Genomic DNA, 15,810 nt, shown 5'->3' with positions numbered 1-15,810 from the left:
TTACTCCTTTTCCCGGTTCCAGATATAGGCGGTATAGCGTCCGCCGCTGAGTTTCAGAATTTCCCCGCTCTTCTGCAGGTCGGCCAGAGTGCGCTGTATCGTGATTTTACTAATATCGGGGCACTGCTGGATGATCTCCGCCTTGGTAACCTTTCCAAGGGTGCCCTTGATGATCTCCCGGATACGGTCCGGCTTGCTCATGCCACTGACGGCCAGGACCTGCACACGGGCGGAAAAGTCCCGGTAGGCCGCCGCCACTACGCCCAGGGTATAGCGCACAAAGGGGGCGTAGTCGCTGGTTCCCTCGTGCCATCCCTGGGAGCTCTGCTGGAGGGCCTCATAATAGGTTTCCTTGCTCTCCTCAATGAGTTTTTCAATACTGATATATTTGCCCACGATATAGCCTGCCCGGTAGAGCAACAGCAGGGTCAGCAGTCGGCTCATACGGCCGTTACCGTCGTTAAAGGGATGAATACAGAGGAAGTCCAGAATGAACATGGGAATCAGCAGCAGCGGATCCATGTCACCCTTCCCCACAGCCTCCTCGTAGGCCCGGCAGAGGCTGTCCACCGCCTCCGGCGTCTCCCAGGCCGGAAGGGGTTGAAAACGAATGCTTTTATTTCCCTGAGTATCCGTCTCGGCGATTACATTGTCCGCTGTTTTATAGTGCCCGCCGTAGGATGCGCCGCTGAATTTATAGAGATCGCGGTGGAGCTGCAGGATAATGGAGGCTTTGGGCGGGATATAGTCAAAGCTCTCATGGATGGTGGCCAGCACATCCCGGTAGCCGGCGATCTCCTGCTCGTTCCGGGTGCGAGGGGTGGTCTTGTCCTGCACCAGCTTCTTCAGGCGCTCGTCCGAGGTATAGATTCCCTCAATTTTATTGGATGCCTCGGTACTCTGAATTTTGGCAATCTCCACCAGTTTGGTCAGAGTATCGGCCTTGGCCTCGATAAATAGGGCTTGTTCTCCTTTGTATTCATGAATCTGAGTCAGCAGGGCCACGATATCGGGCGTGAGCAGCTTCTCATAGTTTTTGGTAAAATCGTAGGTGCGCATCCTGTACCTCACTTTAGGTCAATTTCATCATTTTCCTTATAATGATACAATTAAACTATATCAAGTAATCTTGCTCGTGTCAAGGTTCAACTATATCATTTTAACAAAAATGATATAGTTGAACCTTTGAAGAGTAGTTGTTGCGGCTGTTGGACCTGTACGGGTATCTCTTTGACCGCCGCAGCTTCGGACCCATACAGTGGCCCACAGGGCGAAGCTGGCGGCAAGTGCCGTGACTGTAGGTCGGATGTTCAGCAACCGACTGTCTGTGCTCATCGCACAGCTTGCTTGATCGCTCACTCTTTCAAAAACAAGCGGCAAAGTTGTTCTCGCCAGAAAATAAAATGATAAAAACAAATTTTGTAATAACCCGCATTGATGTGCGTCATATAGGCAGAAAGCGAGGTGGTGTGGATGGATTTTGATCAGCTGTACAAGGAGCAGTTCCCCGTGGTGTACCGCTATCTGACAGGACTTTGCGGGAACCAGGCGCTGGCAGAGGAATTGGCCCAGGAGACCTTCTGCCGTGCCATTGAACACAGTGCCTCCTTTCAAGGGAAATGCAGACTGTCCGTATGGCTGTGCCAAATTGGAAAGAACTGTTGGCTTTCCTATTTGAGAAAAGCAAAACGACAGGCGGGAGATGAGGCCCTGGAGCAGATTCCTTCCCCGCAGAATGTAGAAGAGGATCTGCTCATCCAGGAAAATGCCCGCCAGATCCATCAACGGCTCCATGCTCTGCCAGAGCCATACCGGGAGGTGTTTACTCTGCGGGTCTTTGCGGAACTACCCTATACGCAGATCGGCGAATTGTTCGGCAAATCTGAAAACTGGGCCAGAGTGACTTATTATCGTGCGAAACAGAAAATCAAGGAGGGGTTATGATGAAATGTGAGATCATCCGCGACCTGCTGCCTCTATACTGCGACGGGCTGTGCAGCGAAGCCAGCAAGCAGGAGATCGAAGCCCATGCGGCACAATGCGAGGAATGCCGCGCCTTTTTGGCGGAAATGAAAGAGGAGGCTCCCGTCCCCTCGCTCTCTCCTGAGTCGGAAACGGAAGCCCGTGTTCTTCAGGGAGTGAAGAAGAAGTTTTCCCGTGGGCGCCGGCGGGCGGTCCTGATCGCCGTGGCGGTCATGCTGATTTTTTCCATTGTTTTGGCGGGTGCGGCCGATGTTCCGCAGCCGGTATCCTATACAGACGGTCTGGTAACGGCAGAGCTTGCGGTGGATGAGGTAATTGACCTCTACTATCACGGCGGGAGCTACGATTCTTTCTACGGTTTCAGCCGGGAGGTGGACGGACGGAATGCTGTTTTCCTCTATTTTGACCGTACCCTTCGCTCGGATGTGATGCCGGATCGTGATGGACATTTGTGCATCGGAAACGGTCTGCTGACCGACTTTGAGACAGCCACCTATCAGGTGGATCGTCAGGTAGATGCGGTCTATTATTTGGTGGGAGATTATCTGGAACTCCCCGGTCTGGCACAGGCCGAATTTGAGCAGGCCGTGGCGGATGCGGTCCTTCTGTGGGAACGCTGAACCAAACCTACAAGCAGAATGCCTGGGCAGCTTTTTGAGGGCTGTCCAGGCTGATTTTATATTTCATCTTCCCATACACAACGAGCGCCCGTTCTCCTGGTCCGACAGGAGAATGAGCGCTCGTTTTCGTCATTTTGCAGTTCTATTGAGAGCCTCCACGCCAGTTCAAAGCCGGCAATAAAACTGTCGAGGGAGGTCTGTTCTGTGATATAGTTTTGGGCATCGATGATCCGCAGCACCAGCTTGCGCTCTGGTTTTTCCAAAGCTGCAATCAATGCTTTGTGGCACTCCTCCACTTCGTTCTCCTGTTCGTCAAGCTCCGGGCGGACATAAAAGTAATCATACAGCTCTTTAAGCAGTTTGTTTTCCATCGTCATCATCTCCTTGTGACCCAAACATATACCACACCTTCCGCGGAATATCTATCAGAATTTCAGAAGATTATCCAGAATATTTGCTGCTTCCCTGAGATCTTCCGTGGATGCTTCATTGGGCTTGTTTTCGCCTTTGGCGGCAGTATGGGCCAGGTATGGTGCATAGTTCTGCCGGGTCATTGCGGTTCTGAAGTGGCCCAGCATCTGAGAAACCTCTTTCGTGTCCATTCCATTTTGCAGCGATAGGACGGCGCAGGTGTGCCGGAGATCTGCGAACCGAATGTGATCCAGCCCGGCCTCTTTGATGATCTCATTATGCAGCCGGCGCACCATCTGGGGTGAGTAGGGCCTCTGGGTGGCCGGGTGCATGAACATGAGCGGACTTCCTGGGTGTTTAGCGTGTTCCAGGCGCAGGAGTTCAACCGCTTCCGGGGTCAGACTGACGATTCTGGTGCTGCCTTCGTACTCCACCAGCTCCCGCCGTTCCACCGAGCGTTTCTCAGTGATGGTCAGCGTCCGCTCCTTCGTGTCCAGGTCGCTCCACTTCAGGGCAATCAGTTCGCCTTGCCGAAGTCCTGCTGTCAGTGACAGCAGGAACATGGGGAGGTGGCCCAGCCGCTCCGCTGCATCCAGATAATCCTCCACTTCTGCTGGCGTCAGCACATTGGCGCTGACCTTCTTTGGCTTTGGGTAGTGAAACGCTCGGGCGGGGTTGTCCGCTGTCAGCCCATCGCGGATCGCCTGATCCAGACATTGCTGAAGCAACCGGTGGATGTGCCGCATGGTATGCTCCCCCAGCCCTGGGTATTCAGGGCTTTCCGGGCGATGACCTCCAAAGCGCCTTCGATCCTCCAGGAAATCTCCAACCTGCTCCACGGTCAATTCAGAGAGCTGGATCTCTCCCAGTCCGGGGAGAATGTGGTTCTTGAATATGTAGCCATGAGCTGCGTATGTGGTCGGACGGCTCTGGTTCTTGTCGTAGACCTCCTGCCAGAGGAGAATATAGTCTTTTAGCGTCATATCCCAACCTCCATGCACTGACGCTGCAGGTTCCGGAAGGCCACCCACGGAAGACCTGCTTGTTTTAGAATCCGCTTGTGTAGATAGTAAAACTCGTGGAGCTGATACGGCGCTCCGGTCTTGGGGTTGAGGAACACATAGAAGCCGGTTTCCGGTATCCGCTCCAGAAGATGCTCGGCTCTGCTGTTGAGAGTCAGCAGGCGTTGTCCTTTGAGGATGTACCGGCAGCGGATATGAAAATCGGCCCACGACAAGGTGATAAGTTCACATTGTCGTAGGCCGCTGGAGAGTCCTGTGTAGATGAGAGGGAGTGCGCCAAGCCGTTCTGCCACGTTCAGATACCGCTGGAGCTGGCCCAGGCGCAAGGGGGCTGTTTTTTTATACTCTTCTGCCTGTGGCTCCTGACAGAGCCGTACCGGGTTGTAGGGGATACGCTGGTCGCGGGCCGCTTCGTCCATGCAGCGTCGCAGGAGCAGATGGATGCACCAGACGCTTCTGACGCTGAGTCCCTGGCTCCGCAAGCTGTCATAGAAGCTGGTTACTGTGTCTTCGGTCAGCTCCGACAGCGGGATGGCCCCAACTTCGGGGAGAATGTGGCGGTAGATTAGGTTGCGGTATCCGCCCACAGTGCTGCCGCTCCATCTGCCCTGATTCTCGTAAAACCAGCGGTCGCACCATTGGCCTACCGTGTAATTGTTCGCATTCTGCATATCTTCGCCTCCTTTTGGCAAACGAACAATATCACAGAAAGAGAGAAATAGCCACTACTTTATCGCCTTGCGTAAGCATCTGTTGTCTTTTGTACGGTGGCATGGTAGAATGAAATAACTTTGGGGGACAGCCATTGATTTGCGTGGAGACGGGCCGCGCTCAGACTGCTTGGGGGTAGGGCTTTATTCTTTGTTTATGCGACGCATTTTCTGCGCCCCTCCACTGAGGTGATCCCGCCTGCCATTGCCCCTCAAACCGGGAGGAACATCTTTTAATACACAGAATCCAATCCCACACAAATCCCAAAAGACGAAAGGTTTCCTTGAAACAAGCAGGGCAAAAGAGTTCTAAAGAGGAACTGGCGAAGCAGCAGAAAGGGCCAAAGAGGGCGTAAAAGTGCTGGCTGAAGGTTCAGACACACATTTGGGACCGCATTCCCAGACATTCGAACCCCACACGCCGGACCAAACACTGCCAAACAGGGTTAAAGAGCATTGAAAAGCAGCAGAAAGCAGCGGTTTTTCTCTACCCCTTTTCTCCATTTCGTGTAATCCCAAATGCGGAAATATCCCGAAGACGACCCCTACATAGAAACATCTTCCATGACAAGCTGTTCGCTTTCTGCATGACCAGAAAGTGCCAGGAACTCACCGGCAATGTCTGGATTTTTGAACCGAAGCACATCCGTATCTTTTCTGCCAAACGCAAGAAAATCCACGCCGCCATACCACACAACGCTTTCATCAACGACGGCATACCGCTGATTCAGTTCTTTGTGCGTATGGACCACAATACCTGTCTGCCTCATCATCTTGATCGCTTCACACACACTTTCTTGATTTGATAGTTCTCTGCTATCTGCCGTTCTGGTATGGATCGCAATTTCGACACCGGAAGCAACCGCCTTCTGTAAAGAGGGAAGAAGTTTCACGATTCTGCCTTTTTGCAGATAAGGACTGACGATAACCACGCTGCGGGCGGCATCATCCAGGTCCTGCTCAAAGGGAAGCATAGATGAGTATCCGTCGTAAATCACGCTGACAGACTGATCCGCTGCACCGAATTTGACCTGATATCCCAGTTCCGCATAGCCCTTCAGGCGTTTATGATACATCCGCTCCAGGGTGGGAACATGGATATCCACATAATCATAGATGCGAGCTTCCTGCTTTCCTTCATAATTTCTATGGAGACGTCCGGCATACTGTGCCAATGTACCTTTCCACGATATGGGCATCGCCAGAAGCAAGGTGTCCAGCCGCGGAGAGTCAAATCCCTCTCCAATATACTTTCCGGTGGCAACGACCACCACGTCCTCATCGTCAGACACATTCTGCAATGCTGCCAGCTTTTCACGCTTATCCTTTTGCTTCTCACTACCAATAAGCAGAAAGACATTTTTCACTTGATCCGACAGACAACCAGCAAGCAATACAGCGTGTTCCTTCCGCTCCGTCAGCAGAATCGGTGTACGCCCCTCCTGTATCAACTTCAAAGTGTCTGACACCAACAGTTCGTTCCTGTTTTGATTTTCAATTACTCCGACGTACATATCCTGAATCCCATTGGCATTTGGTAGCCTCATGCGTGTAAATCTGGGAATTACAATGTGAGAAAAGCTTCGCTTTTCTGCCTGACTTTTGGCGTCCACCAAATACCGGACAGGGCCGCACTGCATAAAGATGATGGGATGATGACCGTCCTTGCGGACAGGAGTAGCAGACAAACCGTAAACATATTTGGCTTCAACTGCTTTCAGCACGGTTTCGAAGGTGAATGCGGCCACATGATGGCACTCATCTACAATGACCATTCCGTACTCTGTCACAAAAGACTTTACCGTCTTTTCTTCTCCCTCAAGCAGGGACTGCATGGTGGCAATATCGACAATCCCACTGCGGGAATTCTTTCCGCTGCCGATTTGGCCAATGAGGTACTGTTTTTTCTTCCTGCCGCGCTTTTTTGGAAGTTCCGGCAGAACCTCATGAACATTCAGAAATTGTTCCAGCGAGGATTTCCACTGTTCCAGCAATGCGCTGGACTGCACCAATACCAGAGTATTGACTTTGCGCTGTCCAATCAGATAGGCGCCAATCACAGTTTTTCCAAACGCAGTAGTTGCTGAGAGAACGCCCATGTCTGCGGCAAGCAGGGCCTGGGCAGCAGGTTCCTGTTCTGGGCGCAGCACCCCATTGAATTCCACATCAATGGAACGTCCCAGTGATCTGTGATCTTCCAGAATGACAGGGATTTCATATTGATCAAATAACCCCAGAATCTCATCCATGCAACCACGGGGAAGGCCGATGTATTCCTCATCTTCATAGCCGCAGTCCAGAACACGAGGAACGCCATAAACGGAAATGCGCATGGCTTGCTTGGAGCGAAATTCCGGATTTGGAAACGCCGCAAGTCTCTTGAGCGTATTCAATGCCCCTTGAGAGAAGTCTTTTTTCTCAATATAGATCAGATTGGAACTATACAGGCTTACCTGCAGCGGAAAATCTCTGTGTGTCAGTTTTGTCTGGGTTCGCTTGCGCTTCCATGGCACTTGCTTCTCCCCAGCATCTTCCAGTTCTCCCATGTCGCCATGATGACATAGTTTCCCCAGACATTCTTCCAACTGTTCCGGTGTAATTTTGGGCAGGGAGGACAGAAACGCCCACTGATCGGGATAAGGCTCAAAGTGATCATCCACAAACAGAGAATTTCCGTCTTTCTGCGCCTGGCCTTGAAATGGCAGGGCAATCAAATTCCCAAAGCCGCCCTTCGGCACAATATCCTGAGACGGGAACAACCGGTCATAGGATGAAAAGGATAGCTCATGTCTGCACGACATGGTTCGGGTCAGCAAACCGGTCCCCAAGCGCCTGGCATCGGCGGCAGAAACAGGCTCCGAAAAGAAAAACCAGATATGTGCGCCGTTTCCGGAACGGGAGCGTTCCACTGCTGGTACAAGTCCTGCTTCTTTGCAGGATTTGCAAAATGCAGTCACATCAAGCTTCCAGTTTTCTTCATCAAAATCCGCAGCCAACAGCCAGGTCCTGTTGTCCTCCAGCATCGGATAGATTGCCGCCACATCTCTACACAAAGCATCACGGCCCATCAAATGCGCCTTGACCACATCGGCCGTGAGTGGCCGAAACTCACGGTTGGGGCACTCTACGCACCTGTATTTCTTTTTATCACACAGGCCATGCGCCCATTCATTTTTACAGACTGGGGTGTAACCGGTTTTCCCGGTGGTCGTGCTGTGATATCGGCGTGCATATACATCTTCCCGCCCTTTGAAAACAGAGAGGAAATACTCGATTTTCTCCTGTGAGGAGCTGTGTGCGTGAACCGGAGCAGACTGCACATCCGTTAGCGCACAGCTGCGCCACAGCGGCTCGGAGCATACCGCCCTTTTGCCGTTTTCATCTTCACAGAGAAGCAGCGCCTGCCCTCCATCCAGAGACGGGACAATTTCAAGAAGCGCATACTCCCGGTTATTGATGATCGCTTTTCTATTCATACACAGTCCCCCCTCCACACCCACAGTCACTTCCGTCTATACTTTGTTTTCCTGCCGTTTCCATCCTGATAAATCAGGCCCTTGGCGACCATGTGTTTCAGAATTCGGTTGGCTGTGGCTTGGCTTACATCCAGCAGCTGATCCACATCACGGCGTACGATATGGCCATGGGAACCAATGAAATCCAGAATCCGCTTTTCATCGCCTTTGACCGTGCCAATCAATGTCTCTGTATGATTTGCGCCGGCGTTCCTGTTTGGCAGCGTGATTTTGAATGCGTTGCTTGATACCTCGATTTTTGGTTTCAATTCCGTCTCCCCATAGGCGTTCATAATTTTAGGCATACCCGTGCCGTATGCCTCAATCAGCTGCAGACGATAAAATATGGCTGCCAGCTTGGGATTTCGGCAAACCGAGAGTCCCAGCATAATGTCATCCAGTTCAATGCCGGAAAGCAGTCCGCCTACAGAGACAAATTCAATTCTGTCGGCATATACACTGACCAGGGTGCTTGCACGGAAGGAATAGTCTCTGTGGACCAGCGAGTTCAGCAGCGCTTCCCGCAGTGCATCTTCCGGATAATCCCGTGTGTCGATTCGGTATAGCCCATCAAAAGTTGCCTTTGTCTGGTTACGCATATCCAGATAGCTGTACAGCTCCTCCATTTGCTGAAACAGCGAACCGTCAAATTCCCTTCTGTCCTGAAAAGTTCCTTTATCTTCTCCCGAGAAGGTCGCCGCCTTAATGGTGCTGGGACACTGATCGGACAGGAGCAGCGCCACATTGGAGTAGATACCATCTGCAGAAATCATCCCAAGGGTCTGCATTTTTGCAGCATCAAATGGGATATTCTGCTTTTCAAATTGCTTCTCTGCCGCTTCAAAGCTGAGGTTCTGTTCCAGCGAACGCATGGATTCGAAGCTGTCACCATCGGTTTCTTTGATCATTCTTCGGATCGCAGTATCTGTAGCCGGGTCAGAAGATGTGCCGTTTCTGACATAGACCCCACTGGGTTTCAATCCCTTACTGCCCAGATAATAGGGCCGGTCGGTTCCTTTTTGAATGGTCACAGCAATGATATCCTTGTCGCCGACGTGTTGGTTTTCGTAGCCCACAAACATTGTCACATCAGGCTTGATGGAATCTCGAATCATATTGTTTAGCTGCAAAATGACTTGGTCGGCGTTTTTGACCCCCAAGACATTTCCATCGTTGCTGACGCCAATATACAGCGTACCGCCTTTTGTATTGGCAAAGGCAATGACTTCTTTGCAGATATCTCCCACGACCTCTGCTTTCAGTTCAACAACTTCACTCTCAACAAATGCCATACACAGCGCCTCCTTTTCTTAGTTGTCATTATAATCATTCTTGTCATTCTTGTCAATTTGTATTCATCTGACAAGAGAATTATTCCGTGTTGTCAAAGCCCACGGTCCAGAGTATTTCTTTGTTTATGCGGCGTATTTCCTGCGCCTCTGCTCTGAGATGAACCGTCCTGTCATCGCCCCCTAAAACCGGACGGAACATCTTTTAATATACAGAATCCAATCCCACACAAATCCCAAAAGACGAAAGATTTTCTTGAAACAAGCAGGGCAAAAGAGTTCTAAAGAGGAACTGGCGGAGCAACAGAAAGCGTCAAAGAGGGCGGCAGAGTGCTGTTTGAAAGTTCTGACACACGTTTGGGAGCAGGAGGCCGCGAGTTCGAGTCTCGCCACTCCGACCAAGAGATAGAAATCCGAACTTGATCTTCCCGGTGGGAGACGGGTTCGGATTTCTTCTTTCTACCGAGAACCTGGATTTGACGCGGTGAGCGGAAAGGGCGGGCTTTCCTCCGAGGAAAGGGGAGAGCCCGCCTTTGCGGCGCAGTGACCGGATTTTAAGGGGCACAGAGGCACTTTTCCATTGCTCAAGGGACTTTTCTTGACCGATGACATAAGCCTTTTAGAACTTGTTATTCGCTGTGCTGTCTTGGGAAGAGAAAAGTTTCAAAACCATAGTCTATAGGTTTCATAGGACAGTATTTGTCGAAAAAGAAACCTTACTAAATAATTGCCATGTATTGAATGAACAGGGATTATGTGCTACACTAAACAAAATAGGGGAGGTAATCAGATGAGCGTTCCTAAACTTACCAATGAAGAAGCGCATAGACTCCTTGAAATGACAAAGCGTTCTCTGGTTGCTGAAGTGGGATTCCCCAGCTGTGGCGGCGAGGAAGAATTTGATGTTATTGGGGATACTAAAAAGGATGTTTTTGCCGTAAAAATATACCGAGGCAGAATCAAACCTTTTAAGTATAATATTGGAGCCCGCATCAGAAAAAATGGAACAATGCTGTTGGAGCTTCATATCAATCCAACTACCATTCATTATAACCCGGATGGCAAAAAGATTTGTGGTAGTCACTGGCATATATATATACAGAAGAATATGGGCGGGGTTATGCTTTTCCAGCAGAAGATATCCGAGAAGATACTTTTGTGGAAAATACGATTGCTTTTTTGACAAAGTTTAATGTTGTTGAGCAACCACAAATCAATTATCAACTTGAAGTATTGTAATGAAAGGAGGGAGAATCTTGGATATTCAAAAACTTATTGATGATTACGCATCATGGCTGAAACAGGAGATTACATTTGAAAAAGTAGGAGAGTATTACGAGATTACAACTCCTTATTTGGATAATGCGAATGACTATCTTCAAATTTATGTGCGTCAAATCGAAAATGATATTTACTTTACAGATGATAGTGCCACAATTCGAAATTTGAAGATGGAAGGATTTCAATTTACAGCGGCACGGAAAAAGCATCTACAACGAATATTAAATCAGTACGGTGTAAAACTTGAAGGAGATGAATTGACTTGTAAGGCTCCTGTAAGTTCTTTTGCACAGAAAAAGCACCTATTTATTCAGGCAATGCTGCGAATTGATGATATGTTCACAATTTCTAAAGCCAAGGTGAGCTCGCTTTTTCTTGATGATATTCAGGAATTCTTTTCAGAAAAGGATATTTTTTATTCGGACAATGTTCAGTTTACTGGAATTTCCGGATTTTCTCATAACTATGATTTCTTGTTGCAAAGAAGTAAAACAAAGCCAGAAAGGCTTTGCCAAGCAGTTAATAATCCAAATAAATCAAGTATGGGAAATATTTTGTTTGCCTGGAATGATACGAAACCTGCAAGAAGAAATGATAGCCAATTGATTGTAATTTTGAACGATCAAAATACAATTGCCAAAGGAATTGAGGATGCATTCTTAAATTATGAAGCAAAAGTAGTTCGATGGAGTGAGCGAAACAAGGACAGTAATTTGCAATTGTTTGCAGCATCCTGATCTTCCCTAAAATAGTTCCCAGTCCGGTAAAAAAGATGTGCCTTCTTCCCTGATTGAAAGAAGGCACATTTTCTATTTTGAGGGTTACCTTTGATATACGATGATTTAGTATTATGTAGGTCCAGTGCTCACTTGAGCACTAGACTTGAAAATTAATTTACTTACCCAGCCATAGGGAGGTTCTGCTGTTTTAGCTGCTGTTCCTCTTTCCACTGAGCAAACTGGCGCTGACCTTCTTCGCTGGCGTAAAATTTTTCAATTTCCGGCAGCAGGACTCGAGCCAGCGCTTCCATCTCGCGCTGTGGAATGCCGGTGCCGTAATCATTGATCGCTTTCTTTTTTGCCAAATGATTACCTCCCAATGCTCATAAGCCCTGTTTCATGGGGTGATCACGTTCTGTGGTTCCCATGTGGGTATACGCATCCAGAATCTCTTTGGGAATGCGTTCAAGAATGACTACGGTCTCCTGATACTCCCGTTGGAGCTTGGCATCCTTCAGCTGCTTCAGAACGCTCTCGTGAGTCGCCTCGTCCAGGGACTCCGAGAGCTTTTTATTTTTCTTCTTGAGCTTTTCATTCTCAGCCTTGGTACTGGTAAAGGCTGTACTGTACTTTTTGAGCTGGGTCCGCATCTTCTCCACGGCCGGGATATAACCGTCCAGCAATTCTGAAATCTCGGTGGCCCGCTTCTTGCTGTTCAAGGGACCGATGCCAGCGAGCAGCTGGTCCAGCTTCTGGCGCTGCTTGGTCAGGTGAGCCATCTCCTTGAAAATGCGGGGCGGGATATGGTCGCGGCCCGTTTGGCTGGCGCTCTCACCGCGTTCCAGGTCGGAGTATTTGACGACCATGTGCTCCCAGAACTTGTCCTGCCACCAGCTCAGCTTCTTTTTGTTGCCTACAATTTCTTTGGCGCTGAGTCTCCCATCTGGCGTCAAGGGGACAAAAGAAAGGTGCATATGGGGCGTCTTCTCGTCCATATGCACCACGGCGGAAATGATCGTTTCTTTGGGTTGATACTGCTCCAGGAAGTGGAGCGCTTCTTCAAAGTACTGCCGGATTTCAGGCAGCTTCTTGCCCTGAAAGAATTCCGGTGTGGCGGTGAACAGCACCTCCACCACCCGAACACTGTCCTTTCGGGTGCGGCAGCCGGCAGCGCTGATTTGTCGCTCGGCCTCGGCCCGGTAGCGCTGGGGCGGCTTAATCAGGTGGAAGTTTTGCTTGCTGCGGGAAAGGTCAATATCGGGGTTGCTGGCGTACTTTTCTTTTCTGCGCTCGTTATGGGCTTCGATGTTGGTGATCTCCGGCCCCTTGTACTTGGCAAAGCGCATGATAGCGTATTGTGGTTGGCTCAATGACGGCCCTCCTTTTTGGCAATTCAATCGTATTGATGACGGGCATAGTAAAAACTCCTTTCTTTTAGGTAGGTGGATGAGCTTCGACTATAAAAGTGGTGCTGGACATTTTATCCAGCACCAACTGAACCAAAATCAAGTGTTCATTTTGAGCACTTGATTATAAGTCTAATAACTGAGACAACCGTGCTCTCAAAATCAAGTTATCAAAATGATAACTTGATCCAACGGGCACAGTATGATAGAGTTGCTGTCCGAACTTTACGCAAATAAAGTAGTCGGATTCAAATGAATCCGACTACTTTAACTTACTGATTTGCTTTTGAGATGAAACAACCTGGTTTTTAGTAAGTCCAAATAGGGACTTAATCGGAACCCGGTTGGTCTGGGTCAAAATGACCCAGACCAGTTCAGTATCATAAAGCATTGTGTATATAGCGCGTTTTGGGGGTTTCGCTATATACGTGCATACAGATATTGTGCAAGATCAAGTGGTCAAAATGACCACTTGATTACAAGAATTGGGATCAACGCAAATGCACTTCCGAAAAGGTTATCCAATAAAAAGACCGTGGACATTTTGTCGACACCTAGTTCAGAGTCTTAAAGCTTTCGGAGATCTTCAGTGGCACAGGACATTTTGTCCAGTGCCATCAAAACCGAGTTGTCACCGTGACAACCTGGTCAAATCCGAGTGGTTGTGGACAAAATGTCCACAACCACTTCAGGAACGTAAAGGATTGCGTATATAGCACGTTTTGGGGATTTCGCTATGTACGTATGTACAGGTTCTGTACGCACGTACATAGCAAAAGGGCGAAATCCTCTCATCTATCGGATTTTGGCTGCTTGATTCAGAACTCAGACTGTGGATTTTATAGGTGTGTTCAATTTGAACACGCCTACTTTAGACTCATAAAGCGCTGTGCCTGGAGGATATTTGCCGTAGCCATTGTACGAATCTCGTACATAGGTACACAACAAAAAGGGCAAGTTCTCCCATTCTCCCATATAAAGGAAATCCTCTGTAAAATGATGGGGTCGGTGATTCGCCGTCCCCTTTCTGGCATGGTAAGGATGTCGTGCTTCACGATTTCCATCTAATCCGGAACAGTGGGGGTGATTTTTCATTTGGTTGTGACCAAATTGGTCACAACCAATTCAAGGGAGTAACAAACGGTTACACCCTCTGGAGCCTTTCACCAAATAGGTTTGTACTGACCTTGTACATACGTACATAGCGAAAAGGCCAAGTTTTCCCATATACAGAATTACCGGCCCGAGGATGGGGGAGCAGGCTTAGGCCGTGCAGGTACTTCGATTATCAGATAGCTCCATACGCGGCGGCCCATTTGACTGTGGTGTCGGAAAAGAGAAGGTGTACCCTGATTCGGGGTACACCTCCTTTTATGTCTGGATGGGAGCTGTGCCGGTCCTGCCAGGTGCGTAACATTTCGTTACATACCTCCTTTTCATCAATCTCTGCCGGTCTCCCTCATCGCTTCTGACAGGCAACCGCTCATTTCTGAGGGCGCTGTGCCATCCCTTTCGGGCGCTCGCTCCGGGTGGAGGTCGTCGCGGTTTGGGCGGTGAGGACGGTCATTCACTTATCTGTGAAGGCTATTATAGCAGGAAAATTTTGATTTCCTGATTTTTCCATAAATTAAAGTAAAGGCGCTCTGACAGCCGTTTTCCACGATTATGGACGAAACGGATATGTGTTCAAAACATCGAGGAATTCGTTCCTTCGACCCAATTCGACAGATCGAATATGGTAAAATAAAAAACAATGGAGGTGAATCAATGCAGACGAAACTAACCACGGGAGAACGACTCACCGATCTGAGGCGGGAACATAACCTGACGCTGGAACAGGTATCTGAACAGACGGGGATTGTAAAGTCCACGCTGAGCAACTACGAAAACGACAAAAAGCCGGATATCAACCTGGGGGCATTGGAGAAGCTGGCGGCGCTCTACGGCGTAGGCTTGGATTATCTGCTGGGTTTGACCGAAAATAAAAAACACTCAGGGACAAGTCTTGCAGACCTGCATCTGAGTGATGACGCAGTGGACGTATTGAGCAGTGGAAAGGTCAACAACCGGCTCCTGTCGGAGCTAATCGCCCACCCTGAATTTGCCCGGCTGATGGCGGATATGGAGATCTACGTGGATGGCATAGTGTCTATGCAGATCCGCAATCTGAACAGCTTGCTGGAATCCGCCCGAACCGCTATTCTGGAAAAGTACCACCCCGAAGAGGACAACACCCTATTGACATTAAAGGCTGCCCAAATTGACGAGGATGAATACTTTGCCCGAGTGGTCAGCGACGATGTGGAGCGCATCCTAAAGGATCTGAAACAGGCACACAGCGGAGATCAGGGGAGTGCTGCTGCGGATGATGCCGCCTCGCTCAAAGAGTACATTGAAAGCATCTCCGAAACGGAAGGCAGCGATTTCCAGAAATGGATTATGATTTTCTGTAAGCAAATTCACCTGCCTTACAACAAACTAACCGACACCGAAAAGCAGTGGCTGATTCAAATAAGCCGAAAATCGAGCCTCCTGAAAAGCGGGACCAGTCAGAGGGGAAAGCACCCAAGAAAGTGATAGGGGAGTACCAGACGTAAGATAATCCGCTGCGGCGGGGCTTTATATACCTTTGTTCCGCAGACAGCAAAAGGCTGGCAACCTGTGCTTTTAGGCACAAACTGTCAGCCTTTCTTTGCCGCTTCTGCTGCCCCGCGGGGGCACCTTGTTGTGAGGAGAGCAGAGCGGAACTGCCCCACGCAGCTGCCGTCTGCTGCACAAAGGTATAACACACTAGACTTTGGTTCCAAAGTCGTGTGCCAACAGGGATGCTGCTCGCCCCTATTGGAAACCCAGA

General features: G+C 49.3%; 13 protein-coding genes. 5 read left to right on the top strand and 8 right to left on the bottom strand.

Going from position 1 to position 15,810, the window contains the following annotated elements; translation table 11 throughout:
- Positions 1-1,059: a Fic family protein gene (locus B5E67_RS09125; RefSeq protein ID WP_087384855.1), complete on the bottom strand. Its 1,059-nt coding sequence runs from the start codon at positions 1,057-1,059 to the stop codon at positions 1-3.
- Positions 1,060-1,473: 414 nt separating this feature from the next.
- Between B5E67_RS09125 and B5E67_RS09120 the strand changes: the two genes are divergently transcribed.
- Both B5E67_RS09120 and B5E67_RS09115 read left to right on the top strand, forming a co-directional pair.
- Complete coding sequence (locus B5E67_RS09120; RefSeq protein WP_087384853.1) at positions 1,474-1,944, top strand: sigma-70 family RNA polymerase sigma factor; 471 nt, start codon at positions 1,474-1,476, stop codon at positions 1,942-1,944.
- Positions 1,941-2,603 carry a zf-HC2 domain-containing protein gene (locus B5E67_RS09115; RefSeq protein WP_087384851.1) on the top strand — a complete coding sequence of 221 codons (663 nt, stop codon included), beginning with the start codon at positions 1,941-1,943 and terminating at the stop codon, positions 2,601-2,603. Before B5E67_RS09120 ends, B5E67_RS09115 begins: the two co-directional genes overlap by 4 nt.
- Before the next feature lie 56 nt (positions 2,604-2,659).
- Here B5E67_RS09115 and B5E67_RS09110 read toward each other — a convergent pair whose 3' ends face one another.
- The 5 genes from B5E67_RS09110 to B5E67_RS09090 all read right to left on the bottom strand — a co-directional run bounded on the left by B5E67_RS09110 (position 2,660) and on the right by B5E67_RS09090 (position 9,553).
- Positions 2,660-2,974 carry a DUF6809 family protein gene (locus B5E67_RS09110; protein WP_343286520.1) on the bottom strand — a complete coding sequence of 105 codons (315 nt, stop codon included), beginning with the start codon at positions 2,972-2,974 and terminating at the stop codon, positions 2,660-2,662.
- A 54-nt stretch (positions 2,975-3,028) separates the two neighbouring features.
- Positions 3,029-3,997, bottom strand: a complete 969-nt coding sequence (locus B5E67_RS09105) for a site-specific integrase (protein ID WP_087384850.1) — start codon at positions 3,995-3,997, stop codon at positions 3,029-3,031.
- Complete coding sequence (locus B5E67_RS09100; protein WP_087384848.1) at positions 3,994-4,707, bottom strand: tyrosine-type recombinase/integrase family protein; 714 nt, start codon at positions 4,705-4,707, stop codon at positions 3,994-3,996. Before B5E67_RS09100 ends, B5E67_RS09105 begins: the two co-directional genes overlap by 4 nt.
- Before the next feature lie 584 nt (positions 4,708-5,291).
- Positions 5,292-8,222 (bottom strand): DEAD/DEAH box helicase family protein, encoded by a 2,931-nt coding sequence (locus B5E67_RS09095; RefSeq protein ID WP_087384845.1) that lies wholly within the window; start codon positions 8,220-8,222, stop codon positions 5,292-5,294.
- A gap of 26 nt (positions 8,223-8,248) precedes the next feature.
- On the bottom strand, positions 8,249-9,553 hold the full coding sequence (locus B5E67_RS09090) for an RNA-binding domain-containing protein (protein WP_087170146.1): 1,305 nt from the start codon (positions 9,551-9,553) through the stop codon (positions 8,249-8,251).
- A 787-nt stretch (positions 9,554-10,340) separates the two neighbouring features.
- Here B5E67_RS09090 and B5E67_RS09085 point away from each other — a divergent pair.
- Both B5E67_RS09085 and B5E67_RS09080 read left to right on the top strand, forming a co-directional pair.
- Positions 10,341-10,733, top strand: coding sequence for a hypothetical protein (locus B5E67_RS09085; protein ID WP_087384842.1), 393 nt, complete (start codon positions 10,341-10,343; stop codon positions 10,731-10,733).
- A gap of 73 nt (positions 10,734-10,806) precedes the next feature.
- Entirely contained in the window at positions 10,807-11,568 is a 762-nt protein-coding gene (locus B5E67_RS09080) for a DUF1829 domain-containing protein (RefSeq protein WP_158098867.1), read from the top strand.
- 161 nt (positions 11,569-11,729) lie between these two features.
- Here the strand turns inward: B5E67_RS09080 and B5E67_RS09075 are convergent, their stop codons facing one another.
- Both B5E67_RS09075 and mobV read right to left on the bottom strand, forming a co-directional pair.
- Entirely contained in the window at positions 11,730-11,915 is a 186-nt protein-coding gene (locus B5E67_RS09075) for a hypothetical protein (protein WP_087384839.1), read from the bottom strand.
- Positions 11,916-11,933: 18 nt separating this feature from the next.
- Positions 11,934-12,920 (bottom strand): MobV family relaxase, encoded by a 987-nt coding sequence (mobV, locus tag B5E67_RS09070; protein ID WP_087384836.1) that lies wholly within the window; start codon positions 12,918-12,920, stop codon positions 11,934-11,936.
- 1,803 nt (positions 12,921-14,723) lie between these two features.
- On the opposite strand from mobV, the gene B5E67_RS09065 reads away from it, so the two are divergent.
- A complete protein-coding gene (locus B5E67_RS09065; RefSeq protein WP_158098866.1) occupies positions 14,724-15,533 on the top strand; it encodes a helix-turn-helix transcriptional regulator in 810 nt (269 codons plus the stop codon).
- Positions 15,534-15,810: the final 277 nt, after the last annotated feature.

The organism is Faecalibacterium sp. An122 (assembly GCF_002160895.1).
Classification (GTDB): domain Bacteria; phylum Bacillota; class Clostridia; order Oscillospirales; family Ruminococcaceae; genus Faecalibacterium.
Note: the sequence above shows the minus strand (reverse complement) of the source record. Positions and strands in the feature narration are given on the sequence as shown.